Below are 17,681 nucleotides of genomic sequence, written 5' to 3' on the forward strand. Positions count from 1 at the left end.
ATGAAACGCCCGTGCCTGATGTTGTGCCTGCTGGGGGTTGCCGTACAGGCCAGTGCCATGGACCTGAAGCAAGCCTGGGACCTGTTGCAGTACCAGGGCCCGATCTACCAGGCCGCCGTGCATGAGAAACAGGCCGGCAGCGAAAACCGCGCTATCGGCGAAGCCGGCTTGCTGCCACAGATCAACGCTTCGGCCTATTTCAACAGGGTCAATGGCAGCCAGCGCCAGAATGGCCAGGACAACGACCTGGACTATGACTCCAAAGGTGCCAACGTGCGCCTGCGCCAACCGCTGTTCAACAAACAGAAGATGGCCGAGTACCGCCAGGGCCAGCAACGGGCCGACTACAGCGTGGCGGTGTTCGATGCCAAGAGCCAGGACGCAGCGGTACGCTTGGCCGACGCCTACTTCGACGTGCTGCTGGCCAGCGAAACCATCACCCTGGCCAAAGCCAAGCTGAACGCTTTCGAAGAGCAACTGGCTTCGGCGAAGCGGCGCAAGGAACTGGGCGCTGGCACCATCACCGATGTCGACGAATCGGTCGCTCGCCGCGACCTGGCCGAGGCCGACCTGATCGACGCCCAGGACAACCTGGTCAATACCCGGCGCAAGCTGGAGGAGTACATTGGTGAAACCCCACAGTCGCTGACCACCTTGCAGCCAGGCTTCAATACACCGCCGCTGATGCCTGGCAACCTGCAGGACTGGCTGGTCAAGGCCCAGGCAGACAGCCCGTTGATTCATGCACGCCGGCACAGCTACGAGCTGGCCGAAGAAGAAGTGAAACGTGCCCGCGCCGGGCACTGGCCAACGCTGGATTTCGTGGCCGGCTACACCGCCGGCAGCAGCCAGTCGATTTCCGAGATTAACCAGCGCAACCACTACAGCTCGATCGGGCTGGAGCTGAACATTCCGCTGTACAGCGGTGGCAGCACCAGCGCCCTCACCCGCCAGGCCAGCGCCAACAGCTCCAAGGCCCTGGACGAGCTGGACGCCACACGCCAGGAGGTGATTTCCGACACCACACGCGAGTACCGCGGTGTGCAGAGTGGTGCCTTGCGCATTCAGGCGCTGGAAAAAGCCGTCGCTTCCAACGAGCGCTCGCTGACCTCCACCCGCAAGGGCTTCAAGGAAGGCGGTACCAGCACCAACTCGGATGTACTCAATGCCGAAGAGTTGTTGTACGACGCCCGTCACGACCTGTTCGAGGCCAAGCTGAACTACCTGATGTCGCGGCTGCGGCTGGCCTCGTCGGTGGGTAGCCTGGGCGATGACGACATCGAGCAGATCAACGATTACCTGGGGCCGGAACTGATGGTAAGCAATTGATCGGAGCACACACGGTAGCGGTGGCCGGTTTATTGGCGTCAGGCTATGATCGGTCACCCCTCCGCGGACACCCTGCCCCATGCCCGTAGACCTGCAAGCGCTATACCCCAGGCTGATCCACCTGATGCTGGACACCGTGTTCGTGGTCGACAGGGACAACCAGATCGTCTTTGTCAGCGATGCCTGCGAAGCGCTGCTGGGCTACCAGGCCCGCGAGCTGATCGGCACACCGATCACCGACTACATGCACCCGGACGACCTGGCCATCACCCGCGCGTCGATTGTAAGGGTGATGAACGGGCAGCCCCATTACGACTTCCGCAACCGCTATGTGCGCAAGGATGGCGGGATCGTGCATATCCTGTGGGCAGCCAGCTGGTCCGATGAGGCGCAAGCGCGCATCGGTGTGGCGCGGGATGTGACGGCACTGCACCAGGCAGAAGAAGAGCTGCGCTTCCTGGCCCATCACGACCCGCTGACCCGGCTGGCCAACCGGGCCATGTTCAATGAGCGGCTCGACAGTGCCCTTGCCACAGCCCGGCAGCAAGAGCACCGGCTGGCGTTGCTGTTTCTCGATATCAATGACTTCAAGCAGATCAACGACAACCACGGGCACAGCGTGGGCGACCGGGTACTGTGCATACTGGCACGGCGCCTGGAAGACTGTGTGGGTAAAAACGGCACCGTAGCGCGCATGGGCGGTGACGAGTTTACCGTGCTGCTGACGGATTACCCGTCGCCGGAGGCCATTGCCGAACATGTGGCCAACATCCTGGCAGCCATGGCCGAGCCACTCGGCGTCCAACTGCCCGGCGTCGACGCGCCGTCCTGCAGCATCGGCGTGGCCTGTTTCCCTGAGGACGGCCACGATGCCGACCTATTGCTGAGGCACGCTGATGGAAACATGTATCAGGTCAAGCGACAGAGGACCGCAGCCGGCTGAACAAGAAAGGACCATGATCATGCCCAACCCTGAAGACGCTTTGCTCGACAGTTGGCAGCACAACGCGCAAGCCTGGATTGACGCCGTGCGCAGCGGCGCCATCGAAAGCCGCCGCCAGGTCACCGACCAGGCGATCCTGCTGGCCATTCTTGGCCGCCAGCCCGAACGGGTGCTGGACCTGGGCTGCGGTGAGGGCTGGCTGCTGCGCGCCCTGGGTGACCGCGGGATCGGAGCCGTGGGCGTCGACGGCGACAGGACATTGGTGGATGCCGCGCGGGCTGCGGGCTCGGCCGAGGTGCACCTGGCCAGCTATGCGCAGTTGGCCGAGGCCCACGTTTACGTAGGCAAAGGTTATGACCTGATCTGTGCCAATTTTGCGTTGTTGCACCAGGACATCATTCCGCTACTGGTAGCGATGCACGACCTACTGGTGCCTGGCGGTGCGCTGGTGATCCAGACGCTGCACCCGTGGAGCGTGGCGGGCGGGGATTATCAGGATGGTTGGCGGGAGGAGTCATTTACCGGGTTTGCCGGGGATTGGCAGCCAATGCCCTGGTATTTCCGTACCTTGGCCAGCTGGCTGAATGCACTGGACATGGCGGGGTTGCGATTGGTCAGCCTGCAGGAGCCGCAGCACCCGCAGAGTGCGGTGCCGCAGTCCTTATTGATGGTGGCTGAGCGCCCTTGAGGCGCTCAAGCCCCCACCCAGCTCAAGCTTCAGAGCACCGGCTTGCGCACCGCCCCGCTGCGGGCTTTGGCCATGGCCGCCAGGCGCACCGCAACGTTGGCCGCGCCGTAACCGGCATAGCCACCCTTGCGCTGGATGATCTCGAAGAAGAAGCGCTCCTCGAACGGTTCGGTGTACACGTGGAACAGCTCGCCGCCTTGGGCATCGCGGTCGTACAGCACGTTGTAGTACGCCAACTCGCTGAGGAACTCGTCGTCGAAATCGAAGCGTGCTGCCAGGTCGTCGTAGTAGTTCAGCGGGATTTCCAGCAACGGCACACCAGCCAGCTTGGCGCGCGCCACTTCGCGGAAGATATCGTCACAATCGAAGGCGATGTGATGCACGCCCGAACCGCGGTAGCTGGACAACGCATGGGCGATGGCGGTGTTACGGTTTTCCGAAATGTTCAGCGGCAAGCGCAAGGTGCCGCACTGGCTACGCAGCGCGCGGCTCTTGACCAGGCCGTACGGGTCGGGCAGCACCACTTCGTCATCAGCGGCGAAATCGAACAGGCTCTTGTAGAACAGGACCCAGCTGTCCAGCGACTCGGCCGGCAAGGCCAGGGCCATGTGGTCGATGCGGCGCAGGCCACCGGTGGCGGTGGCGTTCTTGTCCAGGCTGAAATCGGTATCGTACAGCGTCTGGCCAGCGGTGCCCTGCTCTACCAGGTACAGCAGGCTGCCATCCGGCGCACGAACCGCCGGTACTTCACATTCGTTAGGGCCGACCAAGCCCCGGAACGGCTGGCCACGGTAGGCAGTCGCGCGCTTCAGGGCTGCCTGCTGGTCCTTGACCCGCAGCGCGGTGGCGCACAGCGACGGGCCGTGGGCCTCGAAGAAGTTGTGGCCGAAGGAATACGGTTCGGCGTTCAACACAATGTTGATATCGCCCTGGCGCAGCAACTGCACTTCTTTGCTGCGGTGTTTGCCGGCTTCGGCAAAACCCAGGCGTTTCAGCCAGCTGGCCAGACGCGCGCCAACGGCTTCGTCAACCGCGAATTCGAGGAACTCCACACCGTCATAGGTGCTCGCCGCTGGCGGGGTGAACAGCACGCCAGGTTCGATCGGCGTGTTTTCCTGTTCCAGGCGCAGGCGGGTCTGCTCTTCGAGGTACAACAGCGAACGCAGGCCATCAGCGGCATTTTGCCGTGGCGGCGCAGCGCGGAACCCGTCGTTGAAGATTTCCAGCGATAGCGGGCCACGGTAACCGGTGGCAAGGATCGGCGCCAGGAAACCGGCCATGTCCATTTCACCCTGCCCCGGGAAGCAGCGGAAGTGGCGGCTCCACTCCAGCACATCCATGGCCAGAATCGGCGCGTCGGCCATCTGCACGAAGAAAATCTTGTCGCCGGGGATGTCGCGGATCGCGCTGGGGTCGCCCTTCAGGGACAAGGTATGGAAACTGTCGAGGATCACCCCGAGAGCCGGGTGGTCGGCCTGGCGCACCAGGTTCCACACTTGCTGGTAGGTGTTGACGTGCCGGCCCCAGGCCAGCGCTTCGTAACCAATGCGCAGGCCGCGCTTGCCGGCGTGCTCGGCCAGCAGGCGCAGGTCATCGACCAGCAACTGTTCTTCGCCCAAGGCATCGGCCTGGACGTTACTGCACACCAGCACCAGGTCGGTGCCCAGCTCCTGCATCAGGTCGAACTTGCGTTCGGCGCGGTCGAGGTTTTTCTGCAGGCGGTCGCGGCGGCAGCCTTCAAAGTCGCGAAACGGCTGGAACAGGGTAATGGCAATGCCAAGATCAGCACACATCTGGCGCACCTGGCGCGGGCTGCCGGCGTAATAGAGCAGGTCGTTTTCGAAGATCTCGACGCCGTCAAAACCGGCGGCGGCGATGGCTTCGAGCTTTTCCGGCAGGGTGCCGCTCAAGGACACGGTAGCGATCGAACGCTGCATGGCGGGAGTTCCTTGTTGTTAGAAAATGACGGTGCCAGTCAGGTAAAAACCACTGTCACAGTTTATGGCACGATCGATTATTCGCAGGTAAAGTCGCCGCTTCAATCTCTTTGTACGGAATGGTTAGTTTTGCGTTCGATTATCGCACAAAACCCAATTTAACGAATTGCTAGACCGCAGGCCCAGGGTCAACATGAGACCCAGACGCAGGCACACCGACCACTGCCTCCTGCCTTGGCGAACCGATGGCGGAACCTGCGCAAACAACAATAACAACGGAGACAACGATGGCTCACTCCAGCTCGCAAGCCAAAAAAGCGACCGCCAGTGGATGGATAGGCTCGGCACTCGAGTACTACGACTTCTTCATCTACGCCCAGGCCGCTGCGCTGATTTTCCCGCAGATCTTCTTCCCCAATACCGACCCGAAAATGGCCATCATTGCCTCGTTGGCCACGTACGGCGTGGGCTACCTGGCGCGCCCGGTCGGCGCCTTCGTACTGGGCCACTGGGGTGACACTCGCGGGCGCAAGAACGTCCTGCTGCTGTGCATGTTCCTGATGGGCCTGTCGACCATGGCCGTCGGCCTGCTGCCCACCTACCACGACATCGGTTACCTCGCCCCGGCCTTGCTGGTGGTGCTGCGCCTGATCCAGGGCTTTGCCGTGGCCGGGGAAATTTCCGGTGCCAGTTCCATGATCATGGAGCACGCGCCATTCGGCCGAAGAGGCTATTACGCCAGCTTTACCCTGCAAGGCGTGCAGGCTGGCCAGGTACTGGCAGCGGCGGTGTTCCTACCACTGGCCTACTTCATGCCTAGCGAAGCCTTCACCGAATGGGGCTGGCGCATTCCGTTCCTGATGAGCGCCATCGTGCTGATTGCCGGTTTCATCATCCGTAAGGAAGTGCACGAAACCCCGGCGTTCGTGAAGGAAGAGAAGCAGGACAAGGTTGCCAAGTCGCCCATCAGCGAGGCCTTCCGCCACAGCTGGAAGCACATGGTGCTGGTGATGTTCATGGCCCTGATGAACGTGATCCCGGTGGTGGCCACCATCTTCGGTGCGGCCTACGCGGTGCAGCCAGCCTATGGCATCGGCTTCGACAAGAGCGTGTACCTGTGGATCCCGGTGGTCGGCAACATCGTCGCGGTGCTGGTGATTCCGTTCGTGGGTAACCTGTCGGACAAGATCGGCCGTCGCCCGACCATGATCGCCGGTTGCCTGGGCTCTGGCCTGCTGGCGTTCGTCTACCTGTATGCAATCAGCATCCAGAACGTGCCCATGGCGTTCGCCGCATCGATCATCATGTGGGGCATGGTCTACCAGGGTTACAACGCGGTGTTCCCAAGCTTCTACCCAGAGCTGTTCCACACCCGCTACCGCGTTTCGGCCATGGCCATCGCACAGAACATCGGCACCATGCTGACCGCCATGCTGCCTGCGCTGTTCGCCCTGGTCGCACCGCCTGGCTCGGACAACATCCCGCTGGTGGTGGGTAGCCTGGCGTTCTTCATTACCTGCGTGTGCGCCCTGGCGGCCTACATTGCCCCTGAAACCCATCGCCTGGCGATGGAAGACCTGGGTAACCCAGACGCCAAGCCGATGGAAAAGGATGCTTACGAGGCTAGCCGTAAAGGTAGCTTTCAGGCAGTGAGCCACTGACAGATTGCCGGGGCCGCGTTGCGGCCCCGGCGCTTTCAACCTTCAACCACTTCCTGCAAGCGCGCCCACAGTCGCTCGACATCCCCTCGCTCAGTCGGCAGCGCACCAATCGAAACCCGCACCATCCACCGCCCATCCAGTGTCGCTGGCGTCACATAGGCATCGCCGGAAGCATTCAACCGGTCGGCCCACCCCTTGGTATGCGCATCCAGTGCCTCCCCCTCCAGCCCCGCCGGTCGATGGCGAATGCACAGGGTCTGCAGCTGCACCGGCGCCAACACCTCCCACTCAGCCGCCGCCCCAACCTGCCCCGCCAACCATCGGGCATTGTCCAGATCGCGCCGCAACCGCGCCTGCAATGCGTCAACGCCCTCGCTGCGCAGCATGAACCACAGCTTCAACGCGCGGAACCGTCGGCCCAGCGGGATGCCCCAGTCACGCAGGTTCTTCACCTCGCCATCCACCGCCGATTGCAGGTAGCTGGGGTTGGTGCTCATCACCCGAATCAGGTGCTGCGGATCGCGCACGTAATAGATCGAGCAATCGAAGGCCACACCCAGCCACTTGTGCGCATTGACCACCACCGAATCGGCCAGCTCGATGCCATCCCACATCCAGCGGCACTCAGGCAGGATCATCGCGGAACCGGCCATGGCCGAGTCCACATGCAGCCACAAGCCATGGGCCTGGGCGATTTCACCGATCGGGCGCAGCGGGTCAAGGGCGGTGGTGGCCGTGGTGCCAGTGGTGGCCACGACCGCGCAAGGTTGGTTGCCTGCAGCCAGGTCCTGCTCGATCGCCGCCCGCAAGGCCTCTGGACGCAAGGCGTAATGTTCGTCTGTGGGGATGAGGCGGATATTGTCGCGGCCAAAACCCGCCAGCAGCGCGGCCTTGTCTACCGAGCTGTGGGCATGGGCACTGACATACACGATCAAAGGCCTGGCTTCGGCCTGCAGGCCGCCGCGTACCAAGGCGTAGTCGGTGGCGCGTTCACGGGCACTGATCAGCGCCACCAGGGTGCTGGTCGACGCGGTGTCCTGGATCACCCCGCTCCACTGGCCAGACAGGCCCAGCAGCTGACGCAGCCAGTCGAGGGTGGTTTCTTCCAGCTCGCTCAGTGCCGGGCTGGATTGCCAAGACAGGCCAAGCACGCCCAAACCGGTGCTGAGGAAATCGCCCAATACGGAAGACAGGGTGCCATTGGAGGGGAAGTAGCCGTAGAAGTCCGGGTGCTGCCAATGGGACAGGCCGGGCATGACCAGCTGGTTGACGTCAGCGAGAATGGCTTCGAAGGGTTCACCCTGCTGGGGGGCGGTTTCAGGCAAAGCAGCCTTGAGGTAGCCGGGCTCGACCTGAGCCATGACCGGGCGTTCGCCGACGGTCTGGCGGTAGTCGGCGATCAGGTCGATCAGTTGGTGGCCGTACTGACGAAATTGTTCGGGGGTCACGTGGGGGCTCCTGTGGTTTTTCCACTGCCCCCAGTCTAGGCACCTGTGCCGAAGCGAATAACCCCGCCTTGCGCATACCTGCTATGGCAAACCCGCATGCCCACCCTGCACGCCAAACTGCGACTGTCGCCACAGCTCGAACACCCGGTTACGCAACCAGCGGTGCTCGGCCGAGGCCTGCAGGCGCTGGTGCCACACCACCCAGTAGCGCTGGCTGTGGTCGATGAAACCCAGCGGCCGCCAGGCCAGATCATGCAAGCGGCACAGTTGCCGGGCTATATGCTCGGGCACGGTTGCCACGGCCTGGCTGTTGGCGATCACCTGCACAGTGGCAGAGAAAAACGGCACTTCCAGGCTGACCCGCCGCTGCAAGCCTTGGGCGCGCAGGTGGCGGTCGATGAAGCTGTCCTTGTCGCCACCGCCGGAAATACGTACATGCTTGTGCGCCAGGTAATCGGCCTGGCTGAGTGCGGCATGGGCAGCTAGCGGGTGGTCACGACGCATCAGGCACACGGCGCGGTCCTCGCCCAGCAGACGCCCATGCAGGTTGGGCGGCGACTCGTCGAACAGGGTGGTGGCCAGGTCAATCTCGCCACTGGCCAGCAAGGCGTACTGGCCGGCCTGCCAGGTACGGTACTCCAGCGATACGCCCGGTGCTTCACGCTCCAGCGCGGCCACCAGTAGCGGCAACATGTGCTCGGCCACGTAGTCCGAAGCAGCCAGGCAGAAACGCCGCTCGCAGCGTGCCGGGTCGAACACGGCGGGCTGACGCAGAGCCTGTAGTTCTTCGAGAACCTGGCGCAGGGGTTCGACAAGGGCTTCGGCGTGTTCGCTCAATACGTAGCCGCGGCCCTGGCGTACCAGCAGCGGATCGTCGAAGGCTTCACGCAGGTGGGCCAGCTGGCGGCTCAGGGCCGACTGGCTGACGCCCAGGCGCTCGGCGGCGTGGCTGAGGTTTTTCAGCTGTAGCAGGTGGTCGAGGGTGCGCAGGTGGGCGAGGCTGAGGGAGGCGAAGGTGGGGTTCATCGGGTTCGGCTCCAGACCGCTGGCGAGGGCTTCGCCCTCGTTTCGCGACACAAGGCCGCTCCTACAGGGACCGCGCAGGCCATGGGCAGGTGCGGTCCCTGTAGGAGCGGCCTTGTGTCGCGATGGGCCGCAAAGCGGCCCCGGAAAAGCAGATCAGTCAGTCAGACCAACGTACACGTTCTGCACGTCATCGTTCTCGTCGATCGCCTCGAGGAACGCTTCAACCTCAGCCAATGCGTCAGCGCTCAGGCTGGCCGCACTCACCGGGTTTTTCGGGGTGTAGCCAATCTTCGCCGAGGTCACGGTGAAGCCATGCTCCGGCAGGGCCTTCTGTACCGCGTCCAGGTCGGTGGTGTCGGTAATGAACAGGGTCGAACCCTCTTCTTCACCTTCCTCGAAATCCTGGGCGCCGGCTTCGATGGCTGCCATTTCCGGGTCGGCATCGCCTTCCGGAGTGGCTTCGATCAGGCCGACGTGGTTGAAGTCCCAGGCCACCGAACCGCTGGCACCCAGCTGGCCCTTGCGGAACAGTACGCGGATTTGCGCGACGGTACGGTTGACGTTGTCGGTCAGGCACTCGACGATCAGTGGCACCTGGTGCGGCGCAAAGCCTTCGTAGCTGACGGCGTGGTACTGCACGGCATCACCGTCCAGGCCCGCGCCCTTGCGAATCGCACGCTCCAGCGTCTCGCGGGTCATCGAGGCCTTTTTGGCTTGGACGATGGCCAGGCGCAGGCGCGGGTTCATGTCAGGATCGGCGCCCGACTTGGCCGCGATCTGGATTTCCTTGGACAGCTTGCCCATGACCTTGCCTTTGGCATTGGCCGCTGTTTCTCTATGTTTGGCTTTCCACTGTGCGCCCATGTCGACTCTCTTGTTTCAGCGGCCGGTTCAGGAAGCGACCGGCCAAAAGTGGGTGCATTTTATACGCCCTCACGCATGGGATCGACAAGAAATCTCATCAGCCTTTATCGGCCTTGCCTGCTGCCGCGGCAAACCGCGCCAGGCGCACATCCAGCCGTCGCGGCCGCATGCCGAGGTCTTCGGCGCGCTCCTTGCGGCGGATGGCATTGCGCACCATCAGCGAACCCAGGTAGCGCACAGGCTCGGGCGGGAACAGCCCCAGCGGCCCCTTGACCAGCGGCGAACGGGTCCATGGGTTATCCAGCCCCAGCGCCAGCGACGACAGAATCTGCCCACCCATGTGGCATGGCCCCACACCACTGCCGGAATAGCCAAAGCCATAGAACACGTTGCCCTGCCCGTCCAGCCGGCCAAAAAACGGCAAGCCGGTCACCGAGCGGTCCGACGGCCCGTTCCAGCTGGCCGCCAGCGGCACTTCGGCCAAGGCCGGGAAAAACCCGCCCAAGCTTTCGCGCAGCAGCGGCCGGTATGGCGACGGCTGGTCGAACACCGGCAGCATGCGCCCGCCATAGGCAAAGGTATTGCCGCCTTTGCCAAGCATCAGCCGGCCATCGGAGGTGTTGTGGTAGTAGTGCACGAAAATGCGCGAGTCGAGCACGCTGATGCCGCTGTCCAGGCCGATCTCGCGCAGCAGCTCGGGGCACGGCTCGGTGATTACCATGTCACTGGAAACGATCGCCACGCTGCGCTCGAACTGCGGGAAAGCCCGCGCCATCCAGGCATTGAGGCCCAACACCACGCGGTCGGCGCGCACCGTACCATGGGCCGTGCGCACCTGCACCGGGGCGCCGTGTTCCAGGCCACTCATGGCCGTGCCTTCATGAATGCGCACGCCGTGCTGTAACGCCACCCGGCGCAGGCCACGCACCAGCTTGCCCGGCTGCACCGTGGCGGCAGCTGGCGAGAACCAGCCCTCCAGGTGCCGTGCCGAACCCGCCTGCCGCTGGACTTGGTCCAGCGGCAGGCGGCGAAACGAGTTGATGCCCTTGTGCTCCAGCGCCGCGATCACTGCATCGGTGGCGCCGACCTGAGCGGCGTTGGTGGCGGTGTACAACGTGCCATCCAGGCGGTAGTCGCAGTCGATGCCGTTGGCCGCGCAGAACGTACCGATATCACCGATGCTGCGCTCCGACTCGCGCACCAGGCGCACCGCCTCGGCCACCCCGAACAGGCGTTCGAGGGTGAAGTACTTGGCCGACCAGGACAATGCGCAACCGCCGTTGCGGCCACTGGCGCCGGCGCCGCAGATATCGGCTTCGATCAGCACGACATCCAGCGCCGGCACCGCTTCCTTGAGCATCAGTGCCGTCCACAGGCCGGTGTAGCCGCCGCCGACGATGCACACATCGCAACGGGTATCGCCTTGCAGCGGTGGGCACACCGCCTCCTGCGCCGAATCCAGGGCCTGTTGCAGCCAGAAGGGTCTCATTCGCTCGCTTTCCTTTAGGTACGCAGTGGCTTGATTGCCATGCTGGTATTCGGTGCCACGTCAGCGCTTTGCGGGGTGCTGGCCGGGCGGCTGTTCCAGTGCGGCAGCAGCACCAGCGCCGAGAACAGCGCGCAGCCAGCGAACACGATGAACACCGTGACACCATCGAAGTACCCCGGCAGCAGCCCGCCCAGCACCGCCCCCACCGAGCCACAGCCGTTGACGAAGCCCGCTGCAGTCGCACCGGCCTTGGCGGTGCCGAAGTCGATGGCCGCCGCGCCGCTGATCATCGAGTCTGGCCCGTACAGGGTCAGGCCCATGACGAACAGCAACGCCACCACCAGCATCACGCTACCGGTGTGCATGGCGGCCATGAACGCCGCCAGGGTCATGGTCAACAGCACCAGGCTGATGACACAGGCCGGCATGCGCCGGGCGCCGAACAGTTTGTCGGAGGCCAGGCCAATGATGATCGGGCCCAGCAGCCCGGCCAGTTCGAAGGCGGTCGGGATGATTGCCGCACCCACCTTGCCCACCGAGGGCATCTGCTCGAAGACGATCACCGGGCCCCACAGCAGGATGGCGTAGCGCGCGGGTTTGAGCAGGAAGTACGCCAGGCCTAGCGTCAGCACGGTACGGTTGCGCAGGATCTCTTTCAGCGGCGCCCACACACTGCACAGGTTGCCGGCCGGGGCCATGCTCTGCGGCTCGGGCTCTACCGCCGGCAGGCCGACATCTTCAGGTTTGTTGCGCTGCAGGATGAAGAACAGCACGGCCACCAGCGCCACCACGGCGGCACTGGAGAAGAACGCCGCGTGCCAGGTGCCGACCAGCGTGTACGCCCACCAACCCGCGAACGGCGAAGCCACCAGGCCGCCGAAGGCATAGCAGGAACTCCACAACCCCAATACCCGCCCGCGCTGCGAAGCCGGGAAGAAGCTGCCGATGTTCTTGCACAACCCGGCCCAACCGGTGGACTGCGCCAGGCCCTGCACCAGCATGCAGGTGGCAAAGATCGGGAAGGTGGCGTAACTGCCCATCACCACCGCCGCCACGGCGGAAATCAGCAACCCGCCCAGCACCACCACGCGCGGGCCAAAGCGGTCAGCGAGCATGCCCCAGGTGAACTGGCCCACGGCGTAAGCGGCCAGGTAGATGGCGTCGAGGTTGGCCATGGCGGCCTTGTCGAGCATGAAGTTGGGGTCTTCGGCGATGCCCAGCTTGGCCACCGAGAAGGCTTTGCGGGTGAAGTAGAAGGCGGCGTAGGCCAGCCAGGTGATGGCGAAAATCTGGATGCGCCAGCGTTTGAACGCGGCTAGTGATTGATTCATGTACGTCTGACCTCTTGCTCAAGTGTGCCGGCAGAATGTGAAGAAACGCCTGTCTTGTTCTTGTGTTACGCACAGCGATGACGAGGCTGTCATCGGGTCAGATGGCACCGTGTGGGCACCATGGCCCTGGCGGCATTCGTGGTGCCAGCGTCGGGCTGACATGCATGGAAACAGTTGCGCTAAGATAAATAAAATCGATTTATCGTATTTCACACATAAGCTCAGCTTGTTACTGAGGTGGTCATGTCGGTTTCCCACGCACAACTCAAGGCCTTTCATGCGGTGGCCGTGCACGGCAGCTTTACCCGCGCGGCAGAAAAGCTGTTTCTTACCCAGCCTGCGGTGTCGGACCAGGTGCGCAAGTTGGAGGAACGCTTCGGCGTTTTGCTGTTCCACCGCAACAAGCGTTCGGTGCAGTTGACCGACCTCGGTGAGCGCTTGCTGGGCATCAGCCAGCGCCTGTTCGCCTGCGAAGCCGAAGCCCATGACCTGTTGCAGGATTCGCGTGCCCTGCACACCGGCAGCCTGGTGCTGGCAGTGGATGCGCCGGTGCACGTGCTGCCGCAGATCGCCCGCTTCTGCCAGCGCTACCCGGGCATCCAGGTGAAGATCGAGACCGGCAACACCGATGAGTCGCTGGCCCGGCTGTTCAGCTACCAGGCCGACCTGGCGCTGCTGGGCCGGGATGTGGACGATGAGCGGCTGCATTGCCTGCCGCTGCGCCGCGACCCGATGGTGGCGTTCGTTTCCCACCACCACCCGTGGGCCAGCCGTGGTTCGATCAGCCTGGCCGACCTGGACGACACACCGCTGGTGCTGCGCGAGCCTGGATCGGTGACGCGCCAGACCCTGGAAGAAGAGATGCAGCGGGCCGGGCTGCGGATTCGCCCGGCGATCCAGGTGGAAGGTCGCGAGGCGGCGCGGGAAGCGGTGGTGGTGGGGATTGGCGTGGGGGTGGTGTCGGCGGCGGAGTTTGGCGCCGATGCGCGGGTGTGTGCGCTGCCGATTGTGGATTGCCAGCGGCATTTGACCGAGACGCTGGTTTGCCTTAGCGAGCAGCGCACGCGACGGGTGGTGGCGACCTTTTTGCAGATGGTCGAGGAAGGGATGTAAGCCCGCGAAGAAGCCAGAACAGGCAAACAACTATGCTGGGGTAACGTCAACCCCAGGCACACTGCCCATGCTCTACCGCCTTGCCGCCGACACCCTGGTCCTGCTGCACCTGGCCTTCATCCTGCTGGTGCTGTTCGGCGGCCTGCTGGTGCTCAAATGGCGCCCCGCCCTGCTCGTCCACTTGCCAGCTCTGGCCTGGGGCCTTGCGGTGGAATGCCTGCACCTTGGCTGCCCGCTCACCACCTGGGAAAACCGCATGCGTAGCGCAGCCGGTGACGCAGGCTACCAAGGCGGTTTCGTCGAGCACTATATCTGGCCGCTGATCTACCCCGCCGGGCTGACGCCGCACATCCAGCTGCTGCTGGGTTGCATTGTGCTGCTGCTCAACCTCGGCGTTTACAGTTACGTGGCCTGGCGCTGGCGCCACCCTAGCGGGTAGCGATCACGAACAACCGCGGGAACGGCAGCAGTACCTTGCCATCGGTGGCCGGTGGGTAGTCTCGCTGCATGGCCTGCAGGTACATCTGCAGGAAGTCGGCCTGCTCCTGTTCATCAAGCCTGGCCAGATAAGGCCGCAGGGCCGAACCCTTGAACCACTCCACCACCGCTTCGGCGCCACCCGGCAACGGGTGGTGATAGGTGGTGCGCCACACATCCACCCGCGCGCACAGTGGGCTGAGCAGGTCGTAGTAGAAGGCCGCGCTGTGCCGTGGTGGCAGCTGGAAATCCGCGAACTTCGCCGCCCAGGGGCCTTGGCTGGCAATCTCGCGCAATTGCCGGTGGGCCGGTTCGTCGAGGTTGTCCGGGGTCTGCACGGCCAGGCTGGCGCCTTCGCTCAGCTGGCGCACCAGGTGCGGGTACAGCGAAGCGTGGTCGGGTACCCATTGCAGCGAGGCATTGGCCAGGATCAGGTCTTGCGGTTCCGGGGCGGACCAGCCGGCGATATCCGCGATGGCCGTGCGCACCCGGGGGATGCACAGTCGTTTGCGCTCGCGGGCCTTGTCGATCATGTCGGGGTCGCTGTCCAGCGCCGTTACCTGGGCATCGGGGTAGCGTTGCAGCAGCACTTCGGTGGAATTGCCCGGGCCGCAGCCCAGATCGGTGGCGTGGCGTACCGTGCGTGGCGGCACAGCGGTGAGCAGGTCGCGCACGGCGCGAGTGCGTTCGTCTTCGAAGAGGGAATACTGGGTGGCGGACCAGGCCATGTCGGGCTCCTTGGGGCGGGCGATGTGTCTAGCATATGCCATCTGACAGCCTACGCGGTCGTTGTAGGAGCGGCCTTGTGTCGCGATGGGCCGCAAAGCGGCCCCGGCAATCCGTGCTGGAGTTTCGATCCTGGGGCTGCTACGCAGCCCATCGCGACACAAGGCCGCTCCTACAAGGGATCGCGTGCGTGCCTTCAGAAATCCCAGCGGGTGGTCACCATGAAGTTGCGCGGCTCGCCGTAATAGCCGCTGTAGAACGTGGTATCCAGCGCACTGAGGTACTTCTTGTCGAGCAGGTTGTTCACGTTCAGCGTGGTCGAAAGCTGGTCGGTGATCTGGTAGCGGCCCATCAGGTTGAACACGGCAAACTGCCCTTGCTTGGCCTTCACGGTGCCTAACTCGCTTGGTGTGGCAGTGAAATGGGTGCCGCTCTGCCAGTTCATCCCGCCCCCCACGGTCAGGCGTTCCAATTCACCCGGCAGGCGGTACGTGGTCCACAGCTTGACCATGTTGGCCGGAAACACGGTGTTGATGCGCTCACCATCAGCATCCTTGATGATGCTGTGGTTGTAGCTGGCGCTGAGGTTCCAGCCTGGCTGCAGTTCACCACTGGCCTCCACCTCGAAGCCACGCGTTGTAGCGCCGGAAATGGCGCGATACGCGGCAGTGGTGGTACCTGGCACGACCTGCCCCGGGTCGACCACGGCCAGGTTGTCCTGCTTGATCTCGAACGCCGCGACACTCGTTTGTAGGCGCCCGCCAAAGTACTCGCTCTTCAGGCCGACTTCGTAGTTGTCGCCTTCACGCGGCGCCAGCGTTGCACCGCTGGCATCACGCACCGTCTGCGGCTTGAAGATACTGGTGTAGCTGGCATACACCGAATGGATGTCGTCAAGGTCGTAGACCACGCCGGCATAGGGCGTTACTACGCCGCTTTCCCGGTTACCCGGGATCTTGTTCGGCTGGGTGGTGAGGTCGTAGCGGTAACGGTAATTGCTGACCCGGGCGCCCAGGATGACCGACAAATCGTCGGTGGGTCGCAGACGCGTGGCCAGGTAAGTGCCGCTCTGGTAGATGCTGGTGTCGCCGTCGTACAGCTTGCCGTTACCGGTGTTGGGCTTGGTGGTGTAGTTGTCCCAGGTGTAGAAATTGACCCGCGTGCCTTCGATGGCGGTGCCACGCAGTGGGTCGTGGTGGTTCTGGTAGCGGGAGAAGTTGTAGCCCAGCACCAGCTCATGCTCGCGGCCAAACGCCTGGAATGGTCCCTTGAGCTGGGCATCCACACCCACCTGCTTCTGCCAGGTACTCCCGGCCCCGCCGTACAGCCGCACGCCCTCGCCGGTCTGCTTGTCGGGGAAACCCCAGCTGGCGGTGGCCAAGCGATAGTCGTCGCGGTTGATGTACATCTGGTTCACCGCCAACCGCAGGCTCCAGTCGTGGGCCAATTGCTGCTCGATGCTGGCAAAGGTGTTCAACGCGTCCTGAGGATTGCTGCTCCAGCGTGCTGCGCTGTTGGTGGAACGGGAAAAATCGGTTTGCTCGCCGTTGCTGTAGAACAGCGGGAACGCTACCGACGACGAACCCTCCGGGCGGTTGCGTTGATAGTCAGCCCCCACAGTGAGCAAGGTGCTGTCGCTTAGGTCGGCTTCAAGGATGCCGTAGAACACCTGCTTTTCCTGGTGATAGTGGTCAACGAAGCTGTCGTTCTGCTGGTAGGCAGCGACCATGCGCCCGCGCACGTTGCCGGTAGGGGTCAGCGGCCCGGACAGGTCGACCTCGGTGCGGTACTTGTTCCACGACCCCAGCCCCGCACTGACATGCCCCTTGAATGCGGCGGTAGGCCGCTTGCGCACCAGGTTGATGGTGGCCGACGGGTCACCTGCACCGGTCAGCAGGCCGGTGGCCCCCCGTAATACCTCGACATGATCGTAGATGGCCATGTCGGCCAGGCTCTGGGCCGACACCTGGCTGACAATATCGAGGGTGGTGGGGATGCCGTCGAACTGGTAATTGTCGACCGAGTATCCACGCGAATAGATATTGAAACGCTCGCTGCCCAGGCTTTGTACCGACAGACCCGGGGTTTGCTGCAGCACTTCGGTGAGGTCGTTCAGGCCTTGGTCGTCCATGCGCTGGCGGGTGACCACGCTGATCGACTGCGGTGTCTCACGCGGCGACAGGTTCAGGCCGGTACCGGCGCGCGTGGTGCCCAGGGTGTAGGCACCGGTGCCGTCTGTGCTGTTGCTGTAGCGCTGGCTGTCGATGTTGGTAGCACCCAGCTCCAACGCGGTGCCACTGGCCGGCGCGCCAATCAGGTAACCCTCCCCGGCACGCTGCAGCTGCAGGCCCGAGCCTGCCAGCAGCTGTTGCAAGGCTTGCGCGACACTCAAGCGCCCTTGTACCGCCCCCGCCTGCCGGCCCTCGGCGGCATCGGTGGAAAACAGGATGCGGGTGCCGGTTTGCTGGGCCAGGGTGTTTAGCGAGCGGTCCAGACGTTGTGCCGGGATGTCCAGGGCGAAGGTGGCGTCCTGCGCCTGGACGCTGGCGCAAGTAAACAGGCTGGCGGCCAGAAGCGTCAGCGGTGAAAGGTGGTTACCCATGTGTTCCCCATACGATTCAAGTGACTTCATGGGAATGGCGGTTCGGC

General features: G+C 63.7%; 14 protein-coding genes. 6 read left to right on the plus strand and 8 right to left on the minus strand.

Annotation, left to right across the window (positions count from 1 at the left end; all coding sequences use genetic code 11):
• From QQ992_RS16375 to QQ992_RS16385, 3 genes are all read left to right on the plus strand, one after another.
• Complete coding sequence (locus tag QQ992_RS16375) at positions 1–1,329, plus strand: TolC family outer membrane protein (protein WP_286110298.1); 1,329 nt, start codon at positions 1–3, stop codon at positions 1,327–1,329.
• Between the two features lie 79 nt (positions 1,330–1,408).
• Positions 1,409–2,272, plus strand: a complete 864-nt coding sequence (locus QQ992_RS16380) for a sensor domain-containing diguanylate cyclase (RefSeq protein WP_198751999.1) — start codon at positions 1,409–1,411, stop codon at positions 2,270–2,272.
• Between the two features lie 19 nt (positions 2,273–2,291).
• Positions 2,292–2,960, plus strand: a complete 669-nt coding sequence (locus QQ992_RS16385) for a class I SAM-dependent methyltransferase (RefSeq protein ID WP_286110299.1) — start codon at positions 2,292–2,294, stop codon at positions 2,958–2,960.
• Between the two features lie 29 nt (positions 2,961–2,989).
• On the opposite strand, the gene quiC is transcribed toward QQ992_RS16385, so the two are convergent.
• Positions 2,990–4,897, minus strand: a complete 1,908-nt coding sequence (gene quiC / locus QQ992_RS16390; RefSeq protein ID WP_105946776.1) for a 3-dehydroshikimate dehydratase QuiC — start codon at positions 4,895–4,897, stop codon at positions 2,990–2,992.
• A 287-nt stretch (positions 4,898–5,184) separates the two neighbouring features.
• Between quiC and QQ992_RS16395 the strand changes: the two genes are divergently transcribed.
• Entirely contained in the window at positions 5,185–6,558 is a 1,374-nt protein-coding gene (locus QQ992_RS16395; RefSeq protein ID WP_016711199.1) for an MFS transporter, read from the plus strand.
• Positions 6,559–6,593: 35 nt separating this feature from the next.
• Here the strand turns inward: QQ992_RS16395 and QQ992_RS16400 are convergent, their stop codons facing one another.
• The 5 genes from QQ992_RS16400 to QQ992_RS16420 form a co-directional block, all read right to left on the minus strand.
• Positions 6,594–8,006, minus strand: coding sequence for a DOPA decarboxylase (locus tag QQ992_RS16400; RefSeq protein ID WP_286110300.1), 1,413 nt, complete (start codon positions 8,004–8,006; stop codon positions 6,594–6,596).
• A gap of 81 nt (positions 8,007–8,087) precedes the next feature.
• On the minus strand, positions 8,088–9,032 hold the full coding sequence (locus tag QQ992_RS16405; RefSeq protein WP_119370550.1) for a LysR family transcriptional regulator: 945 nt from the start codon (positions 9,030–9,032) through the stop codon (positions 8,088–8,090).
• Positions 9,033–9,185: 153 nt separating this feature from the next.
• Positions 9,186–9,896 (minus strand): YebC/PmpR family DNA-binding transcriptional regulator, encoded by a 711-nt coding sequence (locus QQ992_RS16410; protein ID WP_019097814.1) that lies wholly within the window; start codon positions 9,894–9,896, stop codon positions 9,186–9,188.
• A 97-nt stretch (positions 9,897–9,993) separates the two neighbouring features.
• On the minus strand, positions 9,994–11,385 hold the full coding sequence (locus QQ992_RS16415; protein WP_286110301.1) for an FAD-dependent oxidoreductase: 1,392 nt from the start codon (positions 11,383–11,385) through the stop codon (positions 9,994–9,996).
• 14 nt (positions 11,386–11,399) lie between these two features.
• A complete protein-coding gene (locus tag QQ992_RS16420; protein ID WP_286110302.1) occupies positions 11,400–12,716 on the minus strand; it encodes an MFS transporter in 1,317 nt (438 codons plus the stop codon).
• A gap of 243 nt (positions 12,717–12,959) precedes the next feature.
• Between QQ992_RS16420 and QQ992_RS16425 the strand changes: the two genes are divergently transcribed.
• Together QQ992_RS16425 and QQ992_RS16430 are read left to right on the plus strand one after the other, a co-directional pair.
• The gene (locus tag QQ992_RS16425; RefSeq protein ID WP_025752728.1) at positions 12,960–13,829 is read left to right on the plus strand and encodes a LysR substrate-binding domain-containing protein; all 870 of its coding nucleotides are present in this window, start codon (positions 12,960–12,962) and stop codon (positions 13,827–13,829) included.
• Positions 13,830–13,896: 67 nt separating this feature from the next.
• Entirely contained in the window at positions 13,897–14,268 is a 372-nt protein-coding gene (locus QQ992_RS16430; RefSeq protein WP_286110303.1) for a DUF2784 domain-containing protein, read from the plus strand.
• On the opposite strand, the gene tam is transcribed toward QQ992_RS16430, so the two are convergent.
• Positions 14,258–15,034 (minus strand): trans-aconitate 2-methyltransferase, encoded by a 777-nt coding sequence (gene tam, locus QQ992_RS16435; RefSeq protein ID WP_286110304.1) that lies wholly within the window; start codon positions 15,032–15,034, stop codon positions 14,258–14,260. The two genes, QQ992_RS16430 and tam, sit on opposite strands and share 11 nt — an antisense overlap.
• 194 nt (positions 15,035–15,228) lie before the next feature.
• The gene (locus QQ992_RS16440) at positions 15,229–17,634 is read right to left on the minus strand and encodes a TonB-dependent siderophore receptor (protein WP_286110305.1); all 2,406 of its coding nucleotides are present in this window, start codon (positions 17,632–17,634) and stop codon (positions 15,229–15,231) included.
• Between the last annotated feature and the right edge of the window lie 47 nt (positions 17,635–17,681).

It is taken from the genome of Pseudomonas kurunegalensis (assembly GCF_030291635.1).
Lineage (GTDB): Bacteria > Pseudomonadota > Gammaproteobacteria > Pseudomonadales > Pseudomonadaceae > Aquipseudomonas > Aquipseudomonas monteilii.